We start from the raw sequence: 22,786 nt of genomic DNA, 5'->3' as shown, positions 1-22,786 counted from the left end.
CAGTCACGGACCAACCCCCCCCACTCACGCCGATGGCGCCCCGCCCAGGCTGACGCGGTCCCACTCCTCCATCGACTGCTCGATCAGCCGGTTGGCCTGCTCCCGGACGCCGTCCAGGAACTTGGCGTAGTGCCGGAAGAGGACCTCGATGCTCTGGCCCGCGCGGCGAGCGCATTCGGCCGGGTCCACCCCGGAGTACAACCAGAACGAGATCCCGGCGTGCCGAAGATCGTAGGGCCGCTTGGCCAGGCCGGAGGCGAGTTCCGTGCGGGTCAGGACGTACTTCCGTGCACGCGCCCACGTAATGCCACACGCAGACGCGTCCACGTAGTTGCCAGCCTGGTTCCGTCATCTCAGTCTCCTTCGGTTGGGCCTCAGTTGGGCTCCGACTAAGGTCACGTCCACCTCGCGGCACTGTGGTTGCGCAGGGGGCAACCGCTCCTTGCGGCACAGGGCAGCAACTTGCGCAGCAAGGGCAATCTCGCGGGGGGCGTGACGCCATGGATGAGGTCGAGCAGGTCAGCGTCTCGAAGCCGCGGTCCTTGGGGTCGATTCCCAATGATCTGGATCCGGCGTGCAGGGACTTTGCTCAGCATCTGCGAGACCTGGGCGACCAGGCCTTGATGACGTACAAGGACCTGGCGCAAGCCCTGGACATCGGTCCCACCCACCTGTCGAAGTTCGTCAACGGCCGGGAACGGCCGCCGTTTGACATGAAGCTGACGGCCCGGCTGCGTCGCCTTCTGGACGATCGCGGCGTGTGTGTGGACGCACATCGCAGCCGCGATCTGCTGTTCGCTGCGGTGCGCACCAAAGGAGAGCTGCCACTGCGCCGCTACCAGATGGCGGCGGCCGAGAAGGCCAACGCGGAGCAACGAGTCCGGGCGTCTCGAGATCTGGCTGCGCTGCGGGAAGAACTGGAGCGGAACGCACTGATCGGCAGCAGGCTGAGCGGCGCCTGGAGCAACTGGGCCGGGAGCAGCGTGCCACGCACACCGAGGAGATCCGGCACCTGGAGCACCAACGCGACGAGGCACTGCGGCAGGTCGCCGACCTGGAGGACCAGGTAGCCCAGGAGGAAGCGATGCTGCGGCTGCTGCAGGACGAGTCCCGGCACCTGAAGGCGATGGCGGAAGCGACGCACCGTGAGGTTTCGCGATGGGAGTCCGGCGGGAGCGTTCCTCACCCGCGTCGACGCCCCGACGTCGGTCGGATGCGCGCGACGGACATCATCGAGGGGCTGGATGATCTACACGATGCCGACCGCGGCCAGGAGGCGGAGGACCTGCTGGCCGATGTGCTCCGCGTGTGCGCTCCTGAGCAGGTGCTCGAGTTGGGTGCGGAGCTCCAGTACCGGAAGCGTCGGCCCGATCTGGAGCGTCTGCTGGACTTGGCTGCGCGTACCGTCGACGGACCGGAACTGCGCAGACTACTGGTCGCCGAGCCTGCCCCTGAGGGGGCCGCATCGCAGCAGAGGAAATCCCCGGACGAACTCACGCTGACTGTCCTCCAGGGCACCCGATGGGAATCATTCCAAGGAGCGCTGCTCGAAGAGGCTGGTAAGAAGGCGCCCGCAGCGGTCATTGCCCGCTGGTCAGTGCCTTCCGGCAGCGTAGCGAGAGCGACCTGGTGCACACCCTGGGGTTTCACGCCTCGGAGCGTCGTGATGTCCTGCAGCTGCGTGCCGCGGGGGTTCCGGCCTACAGCTGGTACGTGGAGACAGCCAGGCTGGGGCGTGGCGTCGTGCACTTGTCGGACTGCAAGACCCCGCGGGGACGGCTCGTCTGGCGCCGTATCGATCGGAAAGCGGCGCGCAGAGAGGGCGTGAAGACCACCCGACAGTGGTGTGCCACGTGCAACGCGTACTGGACCGCAAGCGATTGACCAAAGATCAGACTGGTACAGGATCGCCAGTGATCTGCACCGGGCACCTGCTGTCCGTCCCACCTACGGGCAGTGGCGGGGCGCGGCATCGTGGGGGCGATACTCAACAGCCCGGGTCTTCCGGCCGCGACACCTGGCACGAAGTCGGATGGGCCGTCCGAGCCCTCGGCCGCCACTGAGCTCCGCAACCCAGCCGCGGGCCCGTTCCAGAAACCTCCTGGCCGCGGGCCCGTTTCCGGGACATGGGCACAGGGGCTGAATCTTCCCAAGCGACGTCTGCAGCCAGAGCCTTCACAACGACTTTGTCGATCTCTCGCTTCACACGCTTGCACTGAAGTATAAGCGTGGGTGGCGATACATCAGCAGCCAGAGAATCATCCCGGATTCGGGCAGGCAGGTAATCGAGGCGATGGACTTACGGATGGCGCGGACGTTGTCGTGTCCGGGCAGCTCGACTGGCGACGTGGGCAGGTTGTGCAGATGTGATCGGCTGCTGGCCACGCCCTGGGGGCGGATGGCCGCCTCCGGCTCCTCGGCCCGTCTGGACGTACAGGTCTGTGCCCCGGCGGATCTGCCGGTGCGCGCCGTCTCCACCTTCTCGACAAGGCGTACGTCGGCGACACCTTGCACGAGCCGTTCCTGGGAACCGACCAGGCACGGAACGTCGAGATTCCGCTGCCCAGCTAGGCGGCCGGGGTCCAGCCGCACTCCTGCGGGTGGCAGGTGGATGTCCTGGACCCCAAAGCCGTCCTTCCCGCCCGGTGGGCCCTGAACGACGCGGTCACCGCCGACGGCACCTCGTGGGAAGTCCGCCCCAGCACATCCGGGATCAGCATCGACTCCCACGGCCGGGTCTTCACCGTCACCGGGACCTCCCTGGCCCAACTTCTGGTCCAGGTACGGCTGCGACTTCCGACAGCCCGTCAGGTGTTCAGCACCCTTCTTGCGGGGGCGCACAACCCGATCGTCCGATCTGCCTGGAAGGAGCAGGAGTTGGAGCCGCAGTCGTACTACGGCCTCGACGAGGTCGCCTACCAGGGCTTGCGCTCCAACATTCATGTGCCGTTCCTCGCTCCCGCGGCGCTCGCGGAGCCTGCGCACTCCTTCCAGCACATGCCCGAGGCGGTCGTTCGCCGGGACGGATACCCAGACCTGGAGGTAGCCCTCTGGGCCATCATCGACGGCCGGATCGTCATCGGCGAGGCCAAGATCAGCGATCGTCTCGAGCCGACGAAACGCGAGGAAGCGCGGCGTTGCGCCGCCGACAAGGGCCTAATCGACGAACTCAACGCGGGCGAGTTCGTCATGGCCACCACCGGCCCCGCGTGGGACCGGCGGACCGAGACCCAGGTGAACGAGAAGATTGCGCCAGCAGCCAAGGTCACCTGGCTCACCAACCTGCGCTGATACCCAGCGCCGCTGCAGCACCATGTCGCCCTCCGCCACCCGGGTGCCGCGCTCCAGCCCTCTGCCGTCGAAGCGCCCCATCCGGTGCTCAGCGACAGCAACGGGCAGTGTAGACAGACCTGCCCTGCCGTCGTGGTCGTCTCCTTCGACGTCTCGGACCGCTTGTGCCGGTCCAGCGCAGGTGTCTCCAGCCCGTCCGGCCCTAACCACAGTCCTGTCTGGGACTCGAGGTCCAGAACCACCTCGGCGGCCGGCAATTCCATCTCGGGGAACGACCTCATCCGCGTTATACCCCACGGAGCCACGGTCTGCCTGCTCATCTCCACCCTCCGACAGCACCTGAGCACACGAGATTGGCGAACAAGGACCAACCGTCGGCTGGCACGACGAACACGGGACTCGCCTCCTCCTTCGAGTCGCGAATGCCGACCTGTTCGGTTAGGCGGGCGATCTCAACGTAGTTGCCACACGTATCGTTACTGTATGAGGACTTGAAAGAGGAGGGCTCGGGCCATGATCTTGGTAGTGACGACTACTTCCTCTCCCGCTGCCGGTCTTTCGGGCGGGCATTGTCAGCGAATCGGCCGGACCATCACCGTGAGCCGGGGTGACGCTGGAGAGGGCTGGCTATGTCCTATGTCCTCATATCCCCAAGACCGGTAGAGCGTGTGCACCTTGCCCTCACCGGCCGCCTCGTTGACCATGAGGGTGGCGTAGTGCTCATCCCGTCCGTCGAGAAACGTGTCGTGGATCTGCCGCGCGGTCCGTGAGAGCGTGGCTCGGAGCCGGACTGGTGCGCTGCCAGTATCGATCTCCGTCCTCGATGCGGTTGCCGTAGGCGTAACCGACCGGGTAGTCGCCGGCGTAGGCCAGCGCCTCTACACAGAGGACGGGAAAAAGAACGCGGCCAACCGGGGAAAGTCTGTAAGCCAGTGTAAGAAATTCTACGGGGCAGATTACGCAACATGAGCGGGTTACGATCGCCAGTGTGATGAGTACCCGTCCGCATCAGCCAAAGAGGGCGTGATCGAAGGTGCGAATAAGCAATCCCCCAATGATGGGTACAGGGTGGTTCGAGTGGACGCTCGCCGTGGCCCGGCCCGGTGGGCGGCGGGGCGCCGCCCACCGGGCAGTGCTGGTTCAGCGGGTGGTGTAGCCGCCGTTGAGGAAAATGGTCTGGCCGTTGGCCCACCAGCCGTCGGTGAGCAGATGCGTCACCCAGGGCACGATGTCCTCGATCTTGGTGAGGTCACCGTTCATCGCGGACGACTTGTGGTAGGCGATGGAGTCGTCGTCCTCGGCGGGGTAGAAGAACGAGGTGTCCATCGGTCCCGGGGCGATGTTGTTGACCGCGATGTTGCGGCCGAACAGTTCCTTCGACAGGGCGCGGGTGAAGTGCTCGACCGGGGCTTTGCTGCCCGCGTAGGTGGAGTACAGGCCGGTGTATGCGGCCAGCAGCGAGGTGACAATGGTGATGATCTTCCCGCCGTCCTCGATGCGGCGGGCTGCCTCGCGCATGACGAAGAACGCGGCCTTGGAGTTGACCGCGAACATCCGGTCGTACTCCTCCTCCGTGATGTCGGTGAGCGGCTTCTTCAGCACCATGCCGGCGGTGTTGATGCTGTAGTCGAGCTTCCCGAACCGGTTCACGACGTCGTCGAAGACCCGCTCCACCTCGGAGACCTGGGTCAGGTCGCCCTGGATAGCGAACGCCTCGCCCGGGCCGGCGTTGATCTCCTCCACGACGGCCTCGGCCTTGGCCCGGGAGGAGTCGCTGTTGTAGTGCACCGCGACCCGGGCGCCCTGCGCTCCGAGGGTGGTGCTGATCAGCCCGCCGAGGTTACGGGACGCGCCGCCGACGAAGGCGACCTTGCCGTTGAGTGTCTTGTCCGGGGTAGTGACCATGACTGCCTCCTGCGATGTGCTCGGGTGGGACGGCATGACCCCGGCGAACACCACGGGCCAAGCCATACTCACCAGACTCACCGCAGAGGCGCATGTGGATCTTGAACGATCCGATCAGAGGTGGAACAAACCGCTCACGACTTCCCGCCGGCCGTCAGCGTCCGCCGCTACCGTCCCGCAGCAGCCGTGGAGTGGCCCCGACGTAGCGCCGCATCATCCGCGTCAGATGGCTCTGGTCCGCGAAACCCGCCTCCGTCGCGATCTCCGCAATCGGCCTGCTGGTACGGGTGAGCTCCCCTCGTGCGTACTCCAGACGCTGCTGCATCACGTACTGGTGCGGGGATTCGCCGGTCGATGCTTTGAAGACTCGGGTGAAGTGGGATTCGCTGACCTGGGCCACGGTGGCCAGTTCCGCCAGCGTGACCCGCTGCGAGAGGTTCGCGTGGATGTAGTCCATGACTTCGGCCAACCGGCGCGGCGGCAGCCCGCCCTCTCGGCCAGGCAGCGTCCGGCCTTCGGCGGCCACCCGCAGTATCACCGCGGCGGCCGCCTGGACCAGTGACTGTGCGTACAGGGAGTCCGCGGGGCCGGGGCCGGAGTACTCCGACACCAGACGCTCCAACAGCATCTTCAGCAGCGGATCGGTGAAGTGGAACCGCGGAACCAGCTCTACCTGGCCGGCGGCGCCGCTCTCGGCCGTCAGCTGCTCCAGCCACGCCGGATCAATCCCCAGAAGCAACAGCTCCACGTCGTCCTGCCAGCGAGGCCGCGACGCCCATCCGGCGGGATTGACCAGCGCCTCCCCGGCATGAAACCGCTCCTGGCGCGGTGTCCCATCCGCTGACCAGCGCAGATTCGCCGACCGCCCCGTGTGCACCACCAGCACATGCACCGGAGGGCCCACGGACAGCGGGGCGACGTCCGATCTGCCCGCGGCGCGCTCAACCGACCGCTCGGCCACCGCATGGCCGAGATCGGACCCGCTGCCGTCCAGACACCGCAGATGAGGCTTGATGCGTGAAACACCCACCACACCAGTATTCACCCTCATCACAACACCAGCCTGCTAGCTGCCGGAGGCGGCACGCCTGGAATGCGCGCGGCCCCGGCCCCTACGGGGTGTACGGCCCGGCCGGGTGGGTCGGGCCGGCTGTCTGCGCGTGGGGCGCAACGACGGCCGAGCGGGTTCGCATCACATCCGCTCCGGGCGACCCGGCACATGCGTGCCGTCCAGGGCCAGGTGAGCGATCTCGTGCCCCACCCGCAGGGGCGGGGGTGCTGGCCGCACGGATGGCGCCGGAGCGGATCGGGGAAACGGCGATGGTGGCCCCATCTCCCTGCTACATCGATGACGACGGTTACCGCGGCGGCTTCACCGCGGACGACATCGAGGAACTGCTGGGGTCGCTGGATTCGAACTATCTGGGCTGGTCCTCGGCGATGGCTCCCGTGATCATGGGGAATCCGGAGCGGCCGGAAATGGGTAAGGAGCTGACCAACAGTTTCTGTGCCACTGACCCCGACATGGCGGCAGTCTTCGCCCGCACGAGGTTCCTGTCAGACAAGCGTCTGCTCCAGCAGGCCCAGGCTACGGCGGACGCGGCGGGTGAGATCGACTGGGACGTCTTGGTCGACTCCACCGTCGTGCGGGCGCACCAGCATGCGGCGGGTCCTCGCACCGACCCGCCGCCGGCGCCCGCCTCAAAGGCGGCCGAAGGATCAGGACATCAGGACAAAACGCGGTGGCAGAGGCTGCACGCCTGCCTGGTGGAGAGTGTGGGGGTGAGGGCGCGGCAATGCGACACCCCGTGGCGGGGCTCAGTGGCAGCATGCGTCGGCGCGGTCAGGGCCGCCACGGCCAAACGAACGGGGCTGCGATGCTCATCGTGCGGCGCGTTTTGGCAGTCATTGTTCCTCTTCACTGATTGAGGGTTCGCCCGGAAGGTCAAGGGCACGCCTTGGAGTCACGCTCGGCGACACGCGATGGTCAGCCCTTCGCCGTTTCGGACCATTCGCGGCCAAGTTGGCGGCCACCACCGACAGCGCTCACGTTTTCGCAGATCAACGCCGCCGCCACATGTTTACCCCCAGAGCGGTGAGTGTGCTTCGTAGTCGCGGACCGACACACACGGACCAGCGACGGCGGTCTTGAGGTCACTCGACGGCGCTCGGCTCGCGGAACTCACATAAGGCCACGGCAGTTTCGACGCCGTTGGGGTGCAGCAGACAGCGCATACGGGAGGTGTCGGCGTAAGCGCCGTCAAAGGGGTGCGCGAGGAGACGCGACAGCGCAGTGGCGTGCTTGGCCATTGAGCTCTTGCCCGGCATGAAGATCGACAGCTCGTCACGGGACCCGAACGTCTCCACCTCGATGTCGGCAGGAAGAGACGCCAACGTCTCTTCATCCGCCGTGACGGGGACTTTGACCAGCCAATGCGGTCCCTCGCCGGCGTCGATTCGGCTCTTCTGCTCCGGCGTCTCGGTGGCCAGGGCCCGCCACGGCGTCCCGGCTACCACGCCTCCGTACGACTCCACGGTCCTCACCACGTGCTGAACAGCGGCAGCGACCGCGGCGTCGGCCGCATTCCAGTCGTACCGGTTGCGCCCGGCGGGCAGGCGCGGCACCAGCTTCGACGCCACGGTCATCTCGTCCACGTGGCGCATGACCGCTTCGGGAGGCGACGCGAGCAACTCGCGTGCGTCCCTGATGGCCTCGTCCTGGATTCGGCGCTGCCGACGCACCTCCGTCACGTGCTGCCGCAGGAGGATCAGTGCCTCGTCAGGTTGGTCGAGAGCGCGTCGGACGAGCGTCACGCTCATACCGGTGCCGCGCAGTACGGCGATCAGCATGGCCCGTTCGACCTGCCCGAACGTGTAGGAGCGGTAGCCGGTCCACTCGTCGACATCGGCCGGAACGAGCAGGCCTTCGGCGTGGTAGTACCGAAGTGTCTGCGGCGGCAGGTCACACATCTCGCTGAACTCACTGATCGACAACATGCTGCCATCCTCGGCCTTGCAGCGACCGCAAGGTCCAGTCCCGAGCCCGTGCCACGTGGAAGTGACACGGGCCTGTCAGCCCGCGCTACGAGGTGAGGCATCGGCCGCTGGTCACTTGGCGAGGAACGCGAGCAGGGCGTCGGTGACTTCCCGAGCATGGGTCCACAGCAGGCCGTGGGGTGCGCCGTCGATGACGACGTAGTCGGCCTGCGGGAGTGCCTGGTGGAAGCGCTCCCCGGTGGCCTCGATGGGCAGGATGCGGTCGGCGGTGCCGTGCAGGATCAGTGCCGGAACGTCGATCTTGGACACGTCGGCACGGAAGTCGGTGGACCAGGTGGCCACGCAGGCCAGGGAGGCGTACGAGGAGGCACCGGCGGCCACGTTCCAGCTGTTGCGGACGGCTTCCTCGCTGATGCGCGTGCCGAGGTTCTCGTCGAGGTTGTAGAAGTTCTCGTAGAAATCCGTGAAGTAGGCGTAGCGGTCGGCGGTGACGGCACCTTCGATGTCCTTGAAGATGGTGCCGTCGACGCCGCCGGGGTTGTCGTCGGTCTTGAGGAGGAAGGGCTCCAGCGAGGCGAGGAAGGCGGCCTTGGCGATCCGGTCGGAGCCGTAGGTGCCCAGGTAACGGCCGACTTCACCGGTGCCCATGGAGAAGCCCACCAGAACGGCGTCGTTGAGGTCGAGGGTCTCCAGGACCACGTTCAGGTCGGCGGCGAAGGTGTCGTAGTCGTAGCCGGTGGTGGGCTGGCTGGAGCGGCCGAAACCGCGCCGGTCGTACGTGATCACGCGATAGCCGGCCGACAGGAGTGCGGCGGACTGCTTCTCCCAGGAGTGGCCGTCGAGCGGGTAGCCGTGGATCAGCACGACCGGCTGCCCCGCGCCGTGGTCCTCGTAGTACAGCTCGATGCTGGTGGAGTTTTCCTGGTCGACGGTGATGAACGCCATGGTGGTTGCTGCCTTCCGGTGTGAATACGTCTGAGGGTGAAGTGCTCGGTCGGGCACGGTTGTGAGGGTGCGGTGAGGTGTGACGGGCGACAGGGCGGGCCCGTCGGTCATCGGACCGTGCGGGCTGCTTGCTCGACGATGCGGGTGACGGCGTCGGGGCGGGACACGGATACCGCGTGCGACGCATCGATGGTCGTCGTGCGGGCCTTGGCACGGGCCGACATGTAGCGCTGGGCGGCCACGGGGATGTTGCGGTCCCCCGTGGTGACCAGCGACCAGGAGGGGATCGTCTTCCAGGCGGCCTCGGTGGACTTCTCCTCCAGTGCGGCGGCGGCGATCGGCCGCTGTCCGGTTGCCATGAGCCTGGCCTTGGCCGCCGGCACGTCCGCGGCGAACTGGCTGCGGAACTTCTCGGGCTTGATGTACACGTCCGCGCCTTGATTACCGCCGGGCAGGGAGTAGTTGACGGACTCGACGGCCTGGCCGAGGGTGCTCCCGGGGAACTTGTTCGTCAGCCCGATCGAGCTCTCGCCCGTGTCGGGCAGGAACGCCGCGATGTAGACCAGAGCCTTCACCTTGTCCTCCATGCCCGCGGCGGCCTGGCTGATGACGGTGCCGCCGTAGGAGTGGCCGACCAGGACCACGGGCCCGTCGACGTGTTCGAGGACGCTGCGCAGGTAGGCGGCATCGCTCGCCGGACCGCGCAGCGGGTTGGCGGCGGACACCACCGGATAGCCGGCGCGCTGCAGGCGGGCGACGACACCGTCCCAGCTCGCGGCGTCGGCGAACGCTCCGTGCTCCAGCACGATCGTCGGACGTACCGCGGGGTGGGGCGCCGCGCCGGCCGTACCGGGCAGGGTGACGGCGGCGACGGACAGACCTACGGCCGCGGTGACACCGAGCAGTGCGGTTCTGCGGCTCGGGCGGACGTGGCGGGTGATGCGCATGCGTGAAATCCCTCTTGGTTGGTTGATGGCCCTCGACGGGCGGGCCAGGCGAAGCAGGCCGGCGCCTATTACGACTCGTATTACGACGGGACGGCCGGGCCGGTTCACTCGGAAATGAGCTGCTCGTTCCCGGGCAGTGGAATGGCTGTGCGGGTCACGGCGATCAGCGGCTTCCCGACGTGAGCGATTCCATGGCCGAAGGGATGCCGCGGAGCTCACGCTGCGAGGCGATTGCCGCGTCGCACCGGCTGCCGCGCTCCGGCCGAGGGCGCGGGTACACCTCAGCCGGCGGACTCCAAGACTTCGTAGACACGTCTGAGGTAGCTGTACGTGCGCTCCGAGCCGAGGACGCCGTCGCCCACCCGGTTCATCGCGTACGAGAACGTGACGCGCCGGTCGAGGTCCATCACGACGATCGAACCGCCCCGACCGACCCAGAAGCAGATCCTTCCGGTGGGCATGTGCGGCATCGTCCTCGGATCGGCGAGTGCGTAGCCCATGCCCCAGCGGACGGGGACGCCCAGGAACAGGTCGACTCCGTCGGACTGGACGTCGAACACCTTGTCCACCGTCTCCGCGGAGAGAAGCCGGAGGCCGTTGACCTGGCCGCGCCGTGAGATGACGGAGAGGGCTCGGGCCAGGCCTCGTGCGTTGCCGTGACCGTTGACGGCTCCGAGTTCGGCGGAGCGCCACCGCGGGGTGTCGACGTGCTCGTCACGCGCGGGGCTTCCGAACAGCGTCTTGGTGAAGATCCCGTCGGGATCGAGGCCGGTGGGTATACCGGAGAGCTGCGAGGGCGCCACCAGGTCGGCGATGCGCGGCCAGTCGGCTTCGCGCGCACCGATCTGGACATCGGCTCGTGCCGGCTCGGCGATCTCGGTGTCGACGAACTCCCTCAGGGTACGGCCACTGACCCGCCGGACGAGTTCCCCCACCAACTGTCCTTGGGTCTGCACGTGGTAGCCCGAAGCGGAGCCCGGCTCCCACCAGGGTGCCTGCGCGGCCAGCCGGCCACTCGCCGTGGGCCAGTCGTACAGGTCCTCCACGGAGAAGGGCTGCTCCCAGCCGGAAAGTCCCGAGGTGTGGGCCAGGACGTGCCGTACCTCGATGTGCTCCTTTCCCCGGGCGGCGAACTCGGGCCAGTAGTGCGCGACCGGGCGGCGCAGATCCAGTGCGCCCCGGTCGACGAGGATGAGGGCCGCGAGACTGGTGAGGGTCTTCGTGGTCGACCACATGCTCACCAACGTGTCCCGTTGCCACGCAACGGTCCGCGCTTCGTCCGCGTGGCCACCCCACAGATCGACTTCCATGACCCCGTCCACATCAACGGCGATCGATGCCCCCAACTCCTCACCGGCTTCGAGATGTGCTGTCAGCGCCGCTCGTACCGGTTCGAACCGGTCGGTGCTCGTTCCCTCGACGATCATGTTCTTCTCCGCTCTGGACGACAACCGTTCGCTCACTCAACGGGCTGTACGTCGCAGCGGTTCACACGTCGCCGCAGGTCATGACGCATGGCGTCTGTTCACGTGCCGCGCCCGAGGGGGCCGGTGACGGAGCCGTCCGCCGACGCGCCGGTGCGCTCGCCTTCTCCGCGGAGGTGCTGGTTGACGAACCCTGCCGCCGGATGACGTCCTGCTATTGTCCTGTCCGATATGCGGGAAGCGGACAACGGGGTCCTCATCGCTCCTGTGCCCTGAGCCGCCGCCACACCCTTCCTGTGGTGCCCGGTGGAGCCGAGGCCGGTTTCCGTCACCGCGCGAACACGTTGTCCGTGTGCCGGATCCTGGTCAGGTGTGCCTCCCAGGGGTGACGCCGCCGGTGGAGATTCTGTTGGGTACGGTGACAGCTGTGGTTCAAGGTCTCGACTTCGGACTGCTGGGCCCGCTGGAGGTGCGGCGGGCGGGGGCGGTACTCGACCCGGGTCGGCGCAGGCAGCGACTCCTGCTGATTCGCCTGCTGCTCGCCGACGGCCGGGCGGTCTCTCCGCAGACTCTTTTCGAGGAACTCTGGCCGCAGCAGCCGGGGCGGGCACCGAGCGCGGCCATGGGTTCCCTGCACGCCCACATCAGCAAGGTACGCGCGACGCTGGAACCCCAGCGTCTGCGCCGCCAGGGGGCGTTCGAGGTGTTGGTCACCGAACCCTTGGGCTATGCCCTGCGTGTGCCGCCCGAGAACCGTGACACCGTACGCTTCGAGCGGTCCGCCGCCCAAGCACACCGGTACTTGGACCAAGGCCGGCCCGATCGCGTCGTGGAGGAGGCCCAGAAGGCCCTGGGCATGTGGCGCGGCACGGCGTTCGCCGACGCAGCGCACCACCTGTTCGCCGTCCAGGAGACAGCACGTCTGGAAGAGCTGCGGCAGAACACTCGCGAGATCCACACCACTGGGCTGCTCCTGCAAGGCCGGATCACCGAAGCCCTCAACGCGGCAGAGGAGATAACCGCACAGCACCCGCTGGGCGAAACCGGCTGGGCCCTGCTGCTGCGAGCGCTGTACCTCGCCGGCCGGCACCCCGAAGCGCTGCAGCGCTACACCGACGTGCGCCGGCATCTGGCCGACGAGCTCGGCCTCGAACCAGGTCCGGCCCTACGCGCGCTGCACCAGGGCATCCTCCACCACGACCTCCCGCCTCTGCACCCGACCGACCTGACGAATGACACGGTGATCCAGCACGACCGCCGTCCGAAAGACACCACCACGACCGGCGCACCGGACGAGGGCGAGGCGGCCTCGTCGACCGGCCCGGCCGTCGACCGACCCGACGACACGGAAGCCGAGTCCGACACATGTGGTACCCCGGTCGCGGACGGCGGGAGAGCAGCGTCCCTTCCTCCGTCCTTGGCACGCCCGGCGCAACTGCCGCGCAGCCTGCCGGCGTTCGCAGGGCGGGCGACCGAAGGCGCGTGGCTGTCCACAGCCATCGGTGCGACGGGCCACCCCGGACCCACCACTGCCCCCGCCGTGGTCATCAGCGGCGCTCCCGGTGTCGGCAAGACCACCTTCGCGATGCACCACGCGCACCGCATCGCCTCCTCGTTCCCCGACGGGCAGCTCTTCGTCAACCTGTGCGGATTCCACCCGCACGCACCCGCCGTCGAACCCGGTAGCGCCCTGCACGGCTTCCTCACCGCCCTGGGCGTCCCCGCCCCGCGCATCCCTGAAGACACCGCCGGCCGGAGCACACTCTTCCGCAGTCTCCTCGCCGACCGGCGGGTCCTCCTCGTCCTGGACAACGCCCGCGACGAGCAGCAGGTGCGCCCACTCCTCCCCGCAGGAGCGGGCTGCCTCACCCTGATCACCAGCCGTAACCAGCTTCTCGGCCTCGTCACCACCGACGGCGCCAAGCCCCTCCGGCTCGCGCTGCCCACACCGACCGAGGCGCACGAGGCCCTCGAACGACGTCTGGGACCCGAACGACTCGCCGCCGAGCCCGCCGCCGCAGCCGACATCATCCGGCTGTGCGGACGGCTTCCCCTGGCCATGGCCGTGGTCGCGGCCCGCGCCGAACTCGACCCCGCGCTCCCCCTCCACGCCGTGGTCGACGACCTGCGACACACCCACGGCGGACTCGAGGCATTCACCGGCTCCGACACCACCACGGACGTGCGCACCGTCTTCTCCTGGTCCTACCAGTCACTGGATGAGCACGCCGCCCGGCTCTTCCGCCTGCTGGCCCTGCATCCCGGCCCCCACATCACCGCCCACGCCGCGGCCAGCCTCGCCGGCCTTCCCCTCTCCCGGACCCGCCGCGCACTCGCCGAACTGCTCAGCTCCTGCCTCGTGGAACAACCTCTGCCCGGTCGCTACAGCCTGCACGACCTCCTCCGCGGCTACGCCACCGAGCTCGCTCACGCCCACGAGACCGGCCAGGAGCGTCATCACGCCACTCTCCGGATCCTGGACCACTACATGTTCACCGCCTGCGAGGCAAACCGGTTCCTCAAACAGGACACATCGCACGACCTCGAACTCGGCACACCCCGCTCGGGCGTCACTCCGGAGGAACTCACCACCGTCAAGCAGGCGACCCGATGGCTCACCGCCGAACACCACGTGCTGACGGGCCTGCTCCACACCGCCGTCAGCCAGCAGCTCGACCCTCACATCACCGGGCTCGCCTGGTCGCTCAAGGAATACCTCAACCGCCAGGAGTTCTGGCCAGAAGCCATCGCCGCGCTGACCCCCGCCCTCGAAGTGGCCCGGCGTCGGAACGACCTCCTCGAAGAGGGCCGCTGCCTACGGCACCTGGGCGGGATCCACGGCTACCTCGGCCATCAGGAGCAGGCCCTGCAGCAGCTGCAACACGCGACAGCGATCTTCGCAGAGCTCGACGACATCGGTGAACAGGCACGAGCCCACTACGTCACGGCCTGTGCGCTGTTCCTGTTCGGGCGGACGGAAGAAGCCGTGGCGGCCTCCGAGCGGGGACTGGAACTCTCCCGGATGACAGGCGAAGAGTTGTGGTTGGCCGAGTGCCTCCTCGAGCTCGCCTGGTTCCATTCCAACCTCGGGAACCTCGAGAAGAGCCTCGTGTACAGCGAGGAAGGCATCTCCTTGTTCCACCGCCTCGACGCGCCCTGGCAGCTCGCCCAGGGGTGGGACATCCTGGGCCACAACCTTCGCCTGCTCGGCCGCTACGAGGAATCGGTGACCACTTACCAGCGGGCGTCGAGGGCGTTCGGTGAACTGGGAGACCACAGGAACGCCCTCGGCACACTGATGCGGCTCGGCGACACCCGGTTGGCCATGGGCGACCGGGAAGGCGCACGGGCGGACTGGGTCAACGCCCTCCAAGACGCTGAAGCGCGGGCGATGGCACACAGCGCTCAGCAGGTCCGCGACCGGCTCGCCGCCCTCGACATGAATGAGGACCCCGCGCCCACCGTGCCCGAGAGGGCGGTCGGGAAGCACAAGCTTCCTGTTCCGAGGGGTACGGGTCCTGCATGACGCTCCCGTCGGCACCCGTCGTACTCGTTTCCCTCGCTCGCGTGTACTTGAGACCTGTCAGGCCTCCCAGCCTGGATCACAGGACCCGTTGACGACCGTGTGACCGGGGCCGCGCCATGGTCATACCCCTAGGATCCCCTGCTTTTCCAGCGCTTTGCGCAACGCCCGCACGGCGTAGAAGGCGCGGCTCTTGACGGTGCCCGCCGGTATGCCGAGGTGCTCGGCCGCTTGGGCAACGCTGCATTCCAGGTAGTACATGAGGCAGATGACGGTTCGCTGCTGCTCGTTCAGCTCCCCCAGCGCCTGCGACACCACATGGGAATCGATCGTGGATGCCGTGTTGTCGCTGGAGACGTCCAACTCCTCGACGGACATGTGCTCCAACGGCCGCACCTGACGCGCCCGGTGATGGTCGATCGCGAGATTCCTGGTCACGGTGAACAACCACGGTCTGAGGCTGTCGCCGCGGCTGCCCAGGAAACGGGCGTGTTTCCAGGCTCGGGCCGCAGTCTCCTGAAAGACGTCCTCCCCCTTGTGCCAGTCGCCGTCCAGCAGTCGCGCGGCGTACCGGACGAGCAGCAGGCCGTACTGGTCGTAGATGTCTCTGATGAAGGCGTCACAGTCAGCGTCGGAAGTGAGGTTCCGATCATGCGACCAGGTCGGAGCGGAGGCAGTGGTCCGCGTTTCCGTGATTCCGTTCATGCGTGGTGCTCGATCCTGTCCAAGTGTTCCGTGGCGTGCTCAGCCGCATGCGCGGACGAACGGCTCACACACTCGCCGGAAGCCCTTCGCGGGACCTTGTCGCTTTCTTGCCGTTCCGTAAGGGGTGAACGGGAGTGCCCTTTCTCCCGTTGCGTTGATGGGACGTGCATGCGTCCCTGCGATGCCGCCGTGCGCTGTCTCCCTCGGCGGCACCGCACCACCATGGAAGGAACAACTCACCAGTGAAGCGCTTCATCACACGCCTCGCAGTAGTAGCGGCGGCCGGAGCCGTAGCCGTGGTTCTGCCTGCTTCGTCGGCGTCCGCCATCAACCGCGTCGGTTGCTCTGAAATGGGTTACCTGACGCTTCACAACGCAGGCGGCTCCCTCTGCTTCGCCAACGCGGGGGCGGTAAGCGTGGCGATCTACGGCGTCGACCAGATCTGGACCGGCAACAACAAGGTCACGTTGGAGTACGTGCCGAGGCTGGGCGCGCCGGCGACCAGCGGAACCGTGGAGAAGTGGAGTTACGGGAAGATCACCGGCGAGCCCCTCCACAAGATCACGAAGATCAGGATCTGGTAGCACCCTTCCGCGATCGGCGCGCCCGTCGCACGACGCCGGTGGCATGTCCGTAGGGGTGCCCACGGGTGTGCGCGGCCGGGCGACGATCCGAGCGGGGGCGACAAGGACGCGCTTGCGGCAGGGCGAGTGCGGCAGGACAGGGCCCCACCAGGGCTCTCGGGCCGGCAGGTTGAGACTTCGAACACCTCACCCAACGGCACGGGAGCCCTGCCCGCTGCATACGCTTCTCATGGGTCGCTACAAAAGGGCAGGTCCCGACGCGGCTAGAGGGCGTCCGCCTGTTGCGACAGCGGATCAGGACCACCGGGGGCTCCGAGAGGCTCGCCCCGCTCGACAAGATCGCGAGCGAGGCATACGCCCGGTGACCGCTAACTCGGCCGACCCCCGGCGCCGGCCGACGCATCAGCCGCACCGTCCACACAGTCCTTGCCCTCTTGGTCGGTGACTACGCAGTCGGAAAGACTCAATGGGTGTACGTAGTGACCAGCGGCTTCGTCTCGTCGACGACGTAGGTGGACAGCATCATGGTCGTCACCTTCCCAATGTTGCGGGCGTTGTGGATGGTGTCAGAGGGGATGAAGAAGGGGTCACCCGTGCGAAGCCGCAGGGTGGTCCCGTCGTCGAACTCCATCGACACATCACCGCGGACGATGTATCCGACTTCCACTCCCGGGTGGCTGTGGCGGCCCGATTCCCTGCGCCGCGGTATCTCGACGAGGGTCTGCACGGTCTTCCAGGCCTTGGCGGGCGAGGGGTTCTCCTGGAGCAAGGTGCGCGTCACGCCGTCGGTCGGGGCGTGAACGGACGAGTGATGACCACGGAATGGCGTAGAAGCTGCCTCAGCGGTCGAGGCAGAAGCGACGGCGCCGAGCGCGCCGGCTGCCGCCACGCCACTGGTCCGCAGAAGAGAGCGACGATCCAACATGATGAACTCCCCTATCGACAGGCGGAATTGCCTTTCTCCCCTGTGAACGCCCGCGACAGCGTGACGGTTCAGGCCCACCTTGTTCTTTCTGGTCCGAGAACCGTCGCGCTGCGCTGACGCACGCCCTGCCATATCGGAGAAAGTGGGGGCAGCACAGCCGCGATGTCTCGGCGCTTGGTCCGGACCCGGTCCCGCCGACCGAACCGCGTCGGTCGCCACCAGACGTACGTTCCACAGGCGTTTACTGACTCCATAGAAGGGGCTGGCCAGCGCGGTGTCCTGTCCGTGGACGAGTACGCCGCTCAGCGGATCCAGCGGCCCGGACAGCGCCGCGCGCCCGGATCACGCCCCTGACGGTGCCGAGGAAGGTGGCGCGGATCGACAGACTCAGGTGCGACCACCTCGTGCACGGTCCATGTCCGTTGCTCCTCACGTGAACGCGGGCGGGCCCGGGGTGATGTCCCAGCCATGACCCGTGTTGCCGCGAGAAGCGATCGAGCCACGTGCGTGTTCTGCGTCACACAGCGGGAGAGGCGAGGTCCCCTCAGAGGCCCATGGGGTCACAGTGTTCGGAGTCGAGAAAACGAGGTGGGGCCGTGGTGGCACGTCGTACGGTGGTCAAGGCAGCGGGCGGTGGCGCGCTCGCCGGCGGTCTCTCGGTGTCCGCCGCGAGGGCTTCCGGGACCGCTGCCCGGAGTGACGTGCTGCTGGTGGTGGAGAAGAGCAGCCACGCGGTCAGCTTCTACGACGTCGCGTCGGGCCGGCGCCTGGGGACCGTCCAACTGCCCGACCATCCCCGTGAGATGGTCGTCGATTCGCGGTGGCGTTTCGCCTACGTCGGGCACTACGGCGTCCGCATGGCCTCCACCGTCGGCGAGGGCGGCGCCGCCGTCTTCGTCATCGACCTCGACGAGCGGGCCTTGTCCCGGACCATCGACATCCGCCCCTACAACCGCGTCCACGGTATGGGCATCGACGACCGGGACCGGTTGTACGCGCTCAGCGAGGAGAAGGCCGTACTGCTCGGTTTCGACGACCCGGCCACCGACCGGGCGCCCACCAGGGCGGTGCCGACGCATGGGGTGAAAACCCACCTCTTCTCCCTCACCCGCGACGGTGAACGGGCCTATGTCACCGGCCTGTTGTCGCACACGGTGAGCCTGGTGAGGCCGTACGACGCTTCGGTAGCCCCGATCCTCATGACCCCGGGGCAACTGCCGGAGAGCAGCTGCCTGAGCACGGACGAGAAGACGCTGTTCGTCGGCGCCCGCAGGAGTTCCGCCCTGGTCGCCGTCGACGCGCACACCATGAAGGTGCGGCGGAGCCGGAAGGTCGGCGGCGACCCACTGCGGGTGTATACCCTCGATGAGGACCGGTTGCTCGTGACGGACATCGTCGGCAACACCCTCACGGTGTGCGCTACCGCCGACCTGCGGCCCCTGCGCACCCTGCGGCTCGACGGAATCCCGGCCGCGGTCTCGTTCCACCCCGACGAGGCGGTGGCGTACGTATCCCTGCTCGACCGCGACCGGATCACCGTCGTCGACCTCGACCGCCTGACCGCCATCGGCGGCTTCGCCACCCGGTCGGAGCCGGACGTCTCGGTACTTCTGCCCGCCACCCGGACTTACTGAGGCTGTGGGCGTGTGTCGTGGGCGTGAGGCCGGTTCCGGCGCGACACGCGTGGGCAACTCGGGGTGGTACTGCAACTCGCGAGCGATGACCTGGAGCGCCCCGTCGTCGCGGGAGCCGAACCGATCGGTCAGCATAGCTCAGCCGGCCGCACAGGTTGCGGCCAGCTGCCCAACCGCCCGTTGCGTACCAATCCCTGGCTGGAGTCCTCGTATGATGATTACCCTCCGTTACCCGCAAGGCGCAGCACGTCAACGTCCCGCTGCCAAGTGGACCCCGCCGTCTCCGGGGCCAGGAGCGATTCCAAAGAGGCGACGTCTCCGGTCCTGGCGGCCGTGACGAAGACTTCCAGCAGTTGCCGGTGCTCCACCGCGTCCGCGGTCTTTCGCTGCTCGTCCGCGAGATGCTTGCGGGCCCGACTCGCGATCTTGCGGACGTTGACGATGCTGAGGTGCAGCATGTCGCCGATGTCAGCGTAGGTGTATTCGAAGGCCTCGCGCAGGATGTACACGGCCCGCTCCGTGGGCGTCAGCTTCTCCAGGACCAGGAGCAGTGCGAGCTCCAGCTCTTCCGCCTGCTGCACGCCGGCCCCGGGGTCGCTACTGGTGTCGATGGGTTCGGGCAACCAGGGGCCGATGTAGGTCTGTCGGCGGGAGCGGGCGGATTGAGCCACGTTGATGGCCAGACGGGTGGTGGCGCGCGACAGGAAGGCCACGGGGCTGACCACTACCGAGCGGTCGGTCCGCTGCCAGCGCAGCCACACATCCTGGACCACGTCCTCGGCCTCCACCACGCTCCCGAGCATCCGGTACGCGATGCCGAAGAGGCGTGGGCGCAGCTCCTCGAAGACGGACACGGCCTCGTCCAGAGTGCTTGCCCCGGGGGGCGGCTGGGGGTCTGTACGCGATTCCGACAAGTTCAGGGACACGGTCACCACGGCTCCGTTTCACACATGGCATCCGTCGATGCCTCTGTGAACACGCTCCCGCCGGGACCCCCTCCGTGACGCCCCGGGGAGTGCATGGTCTGCCCCCTGGTGCCCCGCCCGGGGCACCAGGGGGCACCCCCGTAGGTGGCCGCATCGGGCCTCAGGCCGTAACGGCTGTCCCTTCACGAAAGGCGCCGCTGAGCTGCTTGCGGGACGCGACGCCGAGCTTCGCGTACACCTTGCGCAGATGCCATTCCACCGTGTGCGGGCTGATGAACAACTGGGCCCCGATCTCGGGATTCGTCATTCCGCCGCCGGCCAGTCGCGCGATCTGCGCCTCCTGAGCGGTGAGCGCGGTACGCGACTCGGCCTTACGCTTTGGCGCTGTCGCGCCGGTGGCACGCAGTTCGCGCCAGGCACGCTCCGCGAATCCCTCGACGCCGATCCGGCTCAGGGCCTCGTAGGCGATGCCCAGTTGCTCCCGGGCGTCGACGCGGCGGTTCTCCCGGCGCAGCCATTCACCGTAGAGCAGGCGCGAGCGGGCGTACGTGATCTGAACGTCGGTACGGCCCAGGCGTTCGATCGCCTCCTGGTAGAGGGCCTCGGCGGCCGGTCCCTCGTTCACTTGGGCACCGACCATGGCCGAGGTGCCAAGGGCCCAGTCGGTACCGCTGGCCTGCGCCATGTCGGCGAGTTGGCGTGCTGCTTCGGCGGCACGGGCGGGCCTGCCGCTGCGAGCGGCGGCCTCGACGAGTTCGACCATCGACCTGATCGCGAGGCCCAGCTGCTGGAGGTTCTGCGCCCCCCGCTCGGCCGCGGCACAGGCCTCCTCGTAGCGGCCGAGTCCGTTGTAGAGCACCGCCTTAGCCCACTCGCTCGAACTGAGCATGTTGCCCGGTCCTCCCTGGTGGATATCCGCGTCCCGGGTCATGGCGTCGATCGCCTTGAGCATCTCGGCTTCCCGGCCTTTCCACGGCTCGGTCACCATGGACACGTAGTGGGCGAGGTAGCGGCTTCCGGTGGCCTCGCCGATCGCCTGCGCCTCCGCGATCAGTGTGTCCGCGTAGTCGAGTTCTCCGGCCAGTACGCGGTTCGACACCAGCTGCAGGAGGGCCGACGGGAGCACCGACAGAGCCCCCGTCTCGCGGGCCAGCTCAACCAGTCGCGCAGATAACACCGTGTTGCTGTCGAAGTCCCAGACGTTGAAAGCCATGCGGGCAGCGAGCGGGAACCAGCCGAGACCGTCCTCCCTGGAGACTTGTGCGGTGCACAGGGCTTGCAGTGACCGCAGCACCATGGGCGCCCCCGTCCGGTATCCGTCGACGGTCATCACCGCGAGGCCCCGCAGGAGCAGGTCGTTGCGTTGCGGTGGTGGCCCGGGCGGTGCGGCGAGCGCGGCTCGGGCGATGTCCTGCAGCTGCACGCCGCTCGGCAGTCGATCGATGATGAGCGCGGCGTTCAGCGCGTCGCGATAGGTCTGCTGGGCCAGTCCCGCGTCCAGCGGCTCCAGGCGCTTGGCCGCCCTCACCAGCATCGGCAGGGCACTGCTGGCACTCTTGGAGGCGAACACGATCTGACCGCGCAGCAGTTCCACTTGGGCGAGCTGGTGTTCGTCGATGGGGCTGAGGGACGCGGCGTCCAGCAGCTCGCTCGCGGTGTCGTACCCGCCGGCCTGGTATTTGGCACGGGCTGCCGCCAGTGCCCGGGCACCGCGTACGGCCGGGTCGGGGGTGAGCTCGGCCGCGCGCTCCAGGAACGCGGCCGCCGCCGCGACCCCGCCTCGGGCCTGCGCGCGACCGGCAGAGCGTTCCAGCTCCGCGGCCACCGTCTCGTCGGGCCTGGCGGCGGCGTTGGCGAGATGCCAGGCCCGACGGTCGGGGTCCACATCCGGGTCGGTCGCGTCGGCCAGGGCCCGGTGCACCTGCTGCCGAGCCTCGGCGGTCGCGATGCGATAGGCCGCCGAGCGCACCACCGGGTGCCGGAACCGCACCCGGGTTCCGATGGTGATCAGTCCGGCCGCTTCGGCCGACGATGCGGCGGACTCCTCGATTCCCAGCAGGGCGGCCGCTTTGGCCAGCAAGGTCACGTCCCCTACCGGCTCGGCCGCAGCGATGAGCAGAACTTGCTGCGTCTCGTGCGACAGGGCTCGGACCCGGCGCAGGAAGCTCTGCTCGATCTGGCTGGCCAGTGGCCGCGCATCGGGGCGTCCGAAGCCGCCCGCCAACTCCGCGGGGGTCAGCCCGCGCGGCAGCTCGAGCAGAGCCAGTGGGTTGCCCTGTGTTTCGGCGACGATGCGATTGCGGACTCGTTCGTCGAGCCGGCCCGGGATCACGGAGTTCAGCAGGGCGCGGGCATCACTGTCGCTCAACCGCCCCACCTCGAGCTGCGGCAGCCCCGCGAACTCGGATTCGAGTGAGGGCTCGCGCACGGCGAGGACCAGTCCGATCCTCTCGGCCAGCAGACGCCGTGCGACGAAAGCCAGGGTCTGCGCGGAGACCTTGTCCAGCCACTGGGCGTCATCGACCACGCAGATCAGCGGTTCCTGCTCAGCGGCGTCGGCGAGCAGACTGAGCACGGCAAGACCGACGAGGAAGCGGTCCGGCGGTGTCCCCGCGGTAAGGCCGAACGCCGTGCCCAGCGCGTCGCGTTGCGGAGCAGGCAGGCTGCCGAGCCGGTCCAGGAACGGGGCGCACAGCTGGTGCAGGCCTCCGAAAGCCAGCTCCATCTCCGACTCGATGCCGGCCGCCCTGGCGATCCGGCAGCCGTCCGCGCCGTCGCGTACGTGGTCGAGCAGCGCGGTCTTCCCGATACCCACCTCGCCGCGCACGACCAGGACCGAGCTGTGACCGGCCTGTACCGTCGCCACGAACTGGTCCAGCGTCTCGCATTCGGCCTGGCGCCCGCGCAGGTGCGCCCCGGGCCTTCCGCTTGCCATGGGAACCGCCTCGTCGATTGTTCTGTCCGTTGACTGCCGATTTCC

At 68.0% G+C, this 22,786-nt stretch carries 16 protein-coding genes and 5 pseudogenes; 6 read left to right on the top strand and 15 right to left on the bottom strand.

The features are described from left to right. Positions 1-24: 24 nt before the first annotated feature. On the bottom strand, positions 25-327 hold the full coding sequence (locus ACZ7LU_RS09230) for a hypothetical protein (protein ID WP_471147622.1): 303 nt from the start codon (positions 325-327) through the stop codon (positions 25-27). Between the two features lie 173 nt (positions 328-500). On the opposite strand from ACZ7LU_RS09230, the gene ACZ7LU_RS09225 reads away from it, so the two are divergent. Beyond that, positions 501-1,070, top strand: a complete 570-nt coding sequence (locus tag ACZ7LU_RS09225; RefSeq protein ID WP_471916221.1) for a hypothetical protein — start codon at positions 501-503, stop codon at positions 1,068-1,070. Between the two features lie 1,132 nt (positions 1,071-2,202). On the opposite strand, the gene ACZ7LU_RS09220 is transcribed toward ACZ7LU_RS09225, so the two are convergent. Further along, positions 2,203-2,514 carry a hypothetical protein gene (locus ACZ7LU_RS09220; protein ID WP_471916220.1) on the bottom strand — a complete coding sequence of 104 codons (312 nt, stop codon included), beginning with the start codon at positions 2,512-2,514 and terminating at the stop codon, positions 2,203-2,205. Between the two features lie 93 nt (positions 2,515-2,607). Here ACZ7LU_RS09220 and ACZ7LU_RS09215 point away from each other — a divergent pair, with 93 nt between their 5' ends. Further along, entirely contained in the window at positions 2,608-3,291 is a 684-nt protein-coding gene (locus ACZ7LU_RS09215; protein WP_471916540.1) for a hypothetical protein, read from the top strand. Positions 3,292-3,422: 131 nt separating this feature from the next. Here the strand turns inward: ACZ7LU_RS09215 and ACZ7LU_RS09210 are convergent. The 5 genes and pseudogenes from ACZ7LU_RS09210 to ACZ7LU_RS09190 form a co-directional block, all read right to left on the bottom strand. Then, positions 3,423-3,611: pseudogene (locus tag ACZ7LU_RS09210) on the bottom strand (putative ATP-grasp-modified RiPP); the annotation flags it as partial. After that, positions 3,608-3,775 (bottom strand): annotated as a pseudogene (locus ACZ7LU_RS09205) (DUF397 domain-containing protein); the annotation flags it as partial. The pseudogenes ACZ7LU_RS09205 and ACZ7LU_RS09210, both read right to left, overlap by 4 nt. Before the next feature lie 88 nt (positions 3,776-3,863). Further along, positions 3,864-4,164 (bottom strand): annotated as a pseudogene (locus tag ACZ7LU_RS09200) (GNAT family N-acetyltransferase); the annotation flags it as partial. Between the two features lie 267 nt (positions 4,165-4,431). Continuing rightward, positions 4,432-5,196 carry an SDR family oxidoreductase gene (locus tag ACZ7LU_RS09195; protein WP_398304501.1) on the bottom strand — a complete coding sequence of 255 codons (765 nt, stop codon included), beginning with the start codon at positions 5,194-5,196 and terminating at the stop codon, positions 4,432-4,434. A 154-nt stretch (positions 5,197-5,350) separates the two neighbouring features. Continuing rightward, entirely contained in the window at positions 5,351-6,226 is an 876-nt protein-coding gene (locus tag ACZ7LU_RS09190) for a helix-turn-helix domain-containing protein (protein ID WP_471916219.1), read from the bottom strand. Positions 6,227-6,459: 233 nt separating this feature from the next. On the opposite strand from ACZ7LU_RS09190, the pseudogene ACZ7LU_RS09185 reads away from it, so the two are divergent. Beyond that, positions 6,460-6,765 (top strand): annotated as a pseudogene (locus ACZ7LU_RS09185) (alpha/beta fold hydrolase); the annotation flags it as partial. Between the two features lie 585 nt (positions 6,766-7,350). Here ACZ7LU_RS09185 and ACZ7LU_RS09180 read toward each other — a convergent pair. From ACZ7LU_RS09180 to ACZ7LU_RS09165, 4 genes are all read right to left on the bottom strand, one after another. Further along, positions 7,351-8,193, bottom strand: a complete 843-nt coding sequence (locus ACZ7LU_RS09180; RefSeq protein WP_471916218.1) for a MerR family transcriptional regulator — start codon at positions 8,191-8,193, stop codon at positions 7,351-7,353. A gap of 111 nt (positions 8,194-8,304) precedes the next feature. Beyond that, positions 8,305-9,138, bottom strand: a complete 834-nt coding sequence (locus tag ACZ7LU_RS09175) for an alpha/beta fold hydrolase (RefSeq protein WP_398552385.1) — start codon at positions 9,136-9,138, stop codon at positions 8,305-8,307. Positions 9,139-9,245: 107 nt separating this feature from the next. Further along, positions 9,246-10,085 carry an alpha/beta fold hydrolase gene (locus ACZ7LU_RS09170; protein WP_471916217.1) on the bottom strand — a complete coding sequence of 280 codons (840 nt, stop codon included), beginning with the start codon at positions 10,083-10,085 and terminating at the stop codon, positions 9,246-9,248. Between the two features lie 281 nt (positions 10,086-10,366). Next, on the bottom strand, positions 10,367-11,548 hold the full coding sequence (locus ACZ7LU_RS09165; protein ID WP_471916216.1) for a serine hydrolase domain-containing protein: 1,182 nt from the start codon (positions 11,546-11,548) through the stop codon (positions 10,367-10,369). Positions 11,549-11,936: 388 nt separating this feature from the next. On the opposite strand from ACZ7LU_RS09165, the gene ACZ7LU_RS09160 reads away from it, so the two are divergent. Beyond that, a complete protein-coding gene (locus ACZ7LU_RS09160; RefSeq protein WP_471916215.1) occupies positions 11,937-15,035 on the top strand; it encodes an AfsR/SARP family transcriptional regulator in 3,099 nt (1,032 codons plus the stop codon). Between the two features lie 120 nt (positions 15,036-15,155). On the opposite strand, the gene ACZ7LU_RS09155 is transcribed toward ACZ7LU_RS09160, so the two are convergent. Next, the gene (locus tag ACZ7LU_RS09155; protein WP_398304485.1) at positions 15,156-15,737 is read right to left on the bottom strand and encodes a sigma-70 family RNA polymerase sigma factor; all 582 of its coding nucleotides are present in this window, start codon (positions 15,735-15,737) and stop codon (positions 15,156-15,158) included. Between the two features lie 242 nt (positions 15,738-15,979). Between ACZ7LU_RS09155 and ACZ7LU_RS09150 the strand changes: the two genes are divergently transcribed. Beyond that, on the top strand, positions 15,980-16,321 hold the full coding sequence (locus ACZ7LU_RS09150) for a beta/gamma crystallin domain-containing protein (RefSeq protein ID WP_398304482.1): 342 nt from the start codon (positions 15,980-15,982) through the stop codon (positions 16,319-16,321). A 463-nt stretch (positions 16,322-16,784) separates the two neighbouring features. On the opposite strand, the gene ACZ7LU_RS09145 is transcribed toward ACZ7LU_RS09150, so the two are convergent. Continuing rightward, positions 16,785-17,102, bottom strand: a complete 318-nt coding sequence (locus tag ACZ7LU_RS09145) for a cupin domain-containing protein (protein ID WP_471916214.1) — start codon at positions 17,100-17,102, stop codon at positions 16,785-16,787. A 743-nt stretch (positions 17,103-17,845) separates the two neighbouring features. On the opposite strand from ACZ7LU_RS09145, the gene ACZ7LU_RS09140 reads away from it, so the two are divergent. Further along, complete coding sequence (locus tag ACZ7LU_RS09140) at positions 17,846-18,880, top strand: YncE family protein (protein WP_471916213.1); 1,035 nt, start codon at positions 17,846-17,848, stop codon at positions 18,878-18,880. Between the two features lie 284 nt (positions 18,881-19,164). On the opposite strand, the pseudogene ACZ7LU_RS09135 reads toward ACZ7LU_RS09140, so the two are convergent. After that, positions 19,165-19,794: pseudogene (locus ACZ7LU_RS09135) on the bottom strand (sigma-70 family RNA polymerase sigma factor); the annotation flags it as partial. 172 nt (positions 19,795-19,966) lie between these two features. Then, positions 19,967-22,741: a helix-turn-helix transcriptional regulator gene (locus tag ACZ7LU_RS09130; protein ID WP_471916212.1), complete on the bottom strand. Its 2,775-nt coding sequence runs from the start codon at positions 22,739-22,741 to the stop codon at positions 19,967-19,969. Positions 22,742-22,786 lie beyond the last annotated feature (45 nt).

It is taken from the genome of Streptomyces sp. NPDC039462 (genome assembly GCF_055639375.1).
Note: the sequence above shows the minus strand (reverse complement) of the source record. Positions and strands in the feature narration are given on the sequence as shown.

What these genes read in the sequence shown, in the direction of transcription:
- ACZ7LU_RS09225 (WP_471916221.1), top strand. Translation starts at nt 501, where the DNA reads ATGGATGAGGTCGAGCAGGTCAGCGTCTCGAAGCCGCGGTCCTTGGGG.
- ACZ7LU_RS09195 (WP_398304501.1), bottom strand. Translation starts at nt 5,196, where the DNA reads ATGGTCACTACCCCGGACAAGACACTCAACGGCAAGGTCGCCTTCGTC.
- ACZ7LU_RS09180 (WP_471916218.1), bottom strand. Translation starts at nt 8,193, where the DNA reads ATGTTGTCGATCAGTGAGTTCAGCGAGATGTGTGACCTGCCGCCGCAG.
- ACZ7LU_RS09175 (WP_398552385.1), bottom strand. Translation starts at nt 9,138, where the DNA reads ATGGCGTTCATCACCGTCGACCAGGAAAACTCCACCAGCATCGAGCTG.
- ACZ7LU_RS09170 (WP_471916217.1), bottom strand. Translation starts at nt 10,085, where the DNA reads ATGCGCATCACCCGCCACGTCCGCCCGAGCCGCAGAACCGCACTGCTC.
- ACZ7LU_RS09155 (WP_398304485.1), bottom strand. Translation starts at nt 15,737, where the DNA reads ATGAACGGAATCACGGAAACGCGGACCACTGCCTCCGCTCCGACCTGG.
- ACZ7LU_RS09130 (WP_471916212.1), bottom strand. Translation starts at nt 22,741, where the DNA reads ATGGCAAGCGGAAGGCCCGGGGCGCACCTGCGCGGGCGCCAGGCCGAA.